The organism is Flavobacterium sp. (assembly GCF_046073885.1).
Lineage (GTDB): Bacteria > Bacteroidota > Bacteroidia > Flavobacteriales > Flavobacteriaceae > Flavobacterium.
Window position 1 is genome coordinate 1 of the sequence record NZ_JBJTND010000012.1, and the last position, 2,476, is coordinate 2,476.

A 2,476-nucleotide genomic window follows, 5' to 3' on the forward strand; every position below is an offset into this window, starting at 1 on the left:
TTTTCAGGCGAGAAGTCTATCCCGAACGAGGTACGAGTTTCGGGAAGCCTGTGTGGGACCACTCAAGTAACCCTGACGATGCTGTCAGGTTTTTTTTATGTTAAGTTAATTTCTTCTCTTCTTTTATTTAGTATCGAAAAATGTATTTTCTGCAAGTTTCGATAATTTATATGTCTTTACTACATGAAACAGTATGTAACCCGCAAAGAATATTTATCAAGTTTACTTGCATACAAGGACAAAGATTTAATCAAAGTGATTAGCGGACTGAGACGTTCTGGAAAAAGTACGCTTCTTTCTATGTTTCGTGATCAACTCTCAGATGAGGTCTTTAATGATGCATTAGAGCGCTACGGAGCGCCTGAAATCATCAACTCAGATCAAGGTTCACAATACACAAGTGCGATCTGGACAAGAGCCGTTGAAAAACAAAATGTAAAAATCTCAATGGATGGTAAGGAAGAGCAATCGACAACATCTGGATAGAACGTTTTTGGAAAACCATCAAATACAACTACCTCACTTTCCATCCAGCTGAAACTGGACTTGAACTTTATAAAAATGTGGATTATTATGTCAAGTACTATAACAACAAAAAACACCAAACCACAAGACTAAAACCCAATGTCGCTTACAACCCTTTTTATATCCAACATCTTGCTTCTTAATACAATAAATATTAACTTAGCTTACTATCATTCTTGGTCTGGTATTGGGCAGTATTATATTAATGATTTTAAAAAATAGTTACTAGTGAAAGAACTGTTGCAATTTACGTTAGTGCTAATTTTATTTAGTAGTTGTGACAATAATCCAACGGAAAGTTATACAAAGGGGGATGAAGTTTGGATTAAAAAGAAGAAGTCATTTATTACACCTCAAATTGATGAAAAAGAAATAACAGATTCTATCATCATTAGAAAATTAGATTTTGATAATTTTTCTTTACTAGTAAAGTCAAAAAAAAAGCTTGATTTTGAACTTGATTATAAAAAAAATGGTTTTATTTTTCAAAATCCTTTAAGTAGCCAAGTATTGGAATTTTATGATGGAAATCGCTTCATATTTAATCATGAAATATTGGTTGATAAGGTTTTATCATTTTCTAAAGATGGGAAAAAGAGTATGATAAATGAAATTCAAATCCAATCTATTCAAGTTTTAAAAAATGATAGTGGAAATATCTATTTTCTTCTTAGCGGAGGTGGTGGATGTAGTTGGTGTAAGGAGTACACTGAATTAATAGATTTGGATGGCAAAACCTTATATCTAAATCTGTCAGACCACATTAGAACATACCAAAGTAAAGGGGAAAAATTTGAAATAATCTTGAACAGGATAAGAATAAAACTAAAGGATATAAACAATGGAAAGTTTTCAAAAATGGAATTATAGGGTCGTTATGCAAATAGAGATCATTCAAAAATTGGAGCGAGCATTACAGATGTTAGTGAACGAGCAAGGAGTTTATCGGAGTTTTTGAGGGAAAACCCCAGGTGATCTCCACCCAATAATTCGAAGCATATTTGATTATATTTTTTCAGGTGTTCATATTAATCCATATTCGAAACTTTGTAAATTTCAAGGAAAGTTCTAGTAAAAAGGGATTAAAATAGGAAAAATCAGGAATTCTATGGTAATTACTCAGGAATCGATTGCAAAATCAGGGAATTCGAAAAAAACAATTACATTAGCAACGTAGCTTAACTAACTCTCCGGAAAAGTTAGGCAAGTCCAATCCCAACGTTTGGAGAAGTTATGAGTAATGACAAATTTTTAAAATTCAGAGAACTTCTTAAAAATGAATTGCATACAGGTGATTATCCTGGTACTGGTCCAAATTCTCACAAGGCAATGAACCATGATTTGGGCAAAGGTTCTAATTTTTACTTTTTGAAGGAAGTAAAAGGGAAAGCGGTTAACTGGAACTCCAAAGCAGCAGAAGAGGTAGCAACCAAATCTACAATCTTTATGAATGATAAAGTTGAGGGTATTATGTTGGAAAAAAAATAATTAATGAGAAACAGGAAATTGCAATTAGTTGCTGAAACTGTCTTATATCTAATCTTGGCGATTTGTCTAGAAATAGCGATTGAATACCCTTATTTATCATTGCATAATGGTAAAGATGGCGGATTATTTAGTGAGTTGGTTTACCTATTTTCAATCACATTTACAAGCTCAATTCTGTGGTTTAGAAAATCTATCATTCAGCTAATTAGTATATGGATAGTTTCGCCTCTTTTGATAATCTTTAGCTATTTAGCTTGGTTTTTTATACTTCAGGATGGTGGAATAGGATTTTTAGTCATTTACATTATACTCCTTACCATTTTAAAAATTGTCACAATACAAAAATTAGTAATTCACTGAATTGATGATTAAATCTTCCCCTTGTGTCGGTATTCGAACCTGCTCTGATTACAGCCCGTTTGGTGTGGAATTGGATGGTAGAATGGTGAGTGGTGGGTATCGA

General features: G+C 32.8%; 4 protein-coding genes. All 4 read left to right on the forward strand.

Annotation, left to right across the window (positions count from 1 at the left end):
* Positions 1–255: 255 nt before the first annotated feature.
* The 4 genes from ACKOWY_RS01820 (at position 256) to ACKOWY_RS01835 (ending at position 2,013) form a co-directional block, all read left to right on the forward strand.
* Positions 256–486: a hypothetical protein gene (locus tag ACKOWY_RS01820; protein ID WP_408939735.1), complete on the forward strand. Its 231-nt coding sequence runs from the start codon at positions 256–258 to the stop codon at positions 484–486.
* A gap of 17 nt (positions 487–503) precedes the next feature.
* On the forward strand, positions 504–668 hold the full coding sequence (locus ACKOWY_RS01825) for a hypothetical protein (protein WP_408939738.1): 165 nt from the start codon (positions 504–506) through the stop codon (positions 666–668).
* Between the two features lie 85 nt (positions 669–753).
* Entirely contained in the window at positions 754–1,395 is a 642-nt protein-coding gene (locus ACKOWY_RS01830; RefSeq protein WP_408939736.1) for a hypothetical protein, read from the forward strand.
* 363 nt (positions 1,396–1,758) lie between these two features.
* Positions 1,759–2,013 carry a hypothetical protein gene (locus ACKOWY_RS01835; protein WP_408939737.1) on the forward strand — a complete coding sequence of 85 codons (255 nt, stop codon included), beginning with the start codon at positions 1,759–1,761 and terminating at the stop codon, positions 2,011–2,013.
* The last annotated feature ends 463 nt before the right edge of the window (positions 2,014–2,476 follow it).

Bases quoted from the DNA above. Each gene is read 5' to 3' on its own strand.
- ACKOWY_RS01835 (WP_408939737.1), top strand. From the start codon at position 1,759: ATGAGTAATGACAAATTTTTAAAATTCAGAGAACTTCTTAAAAATGAA.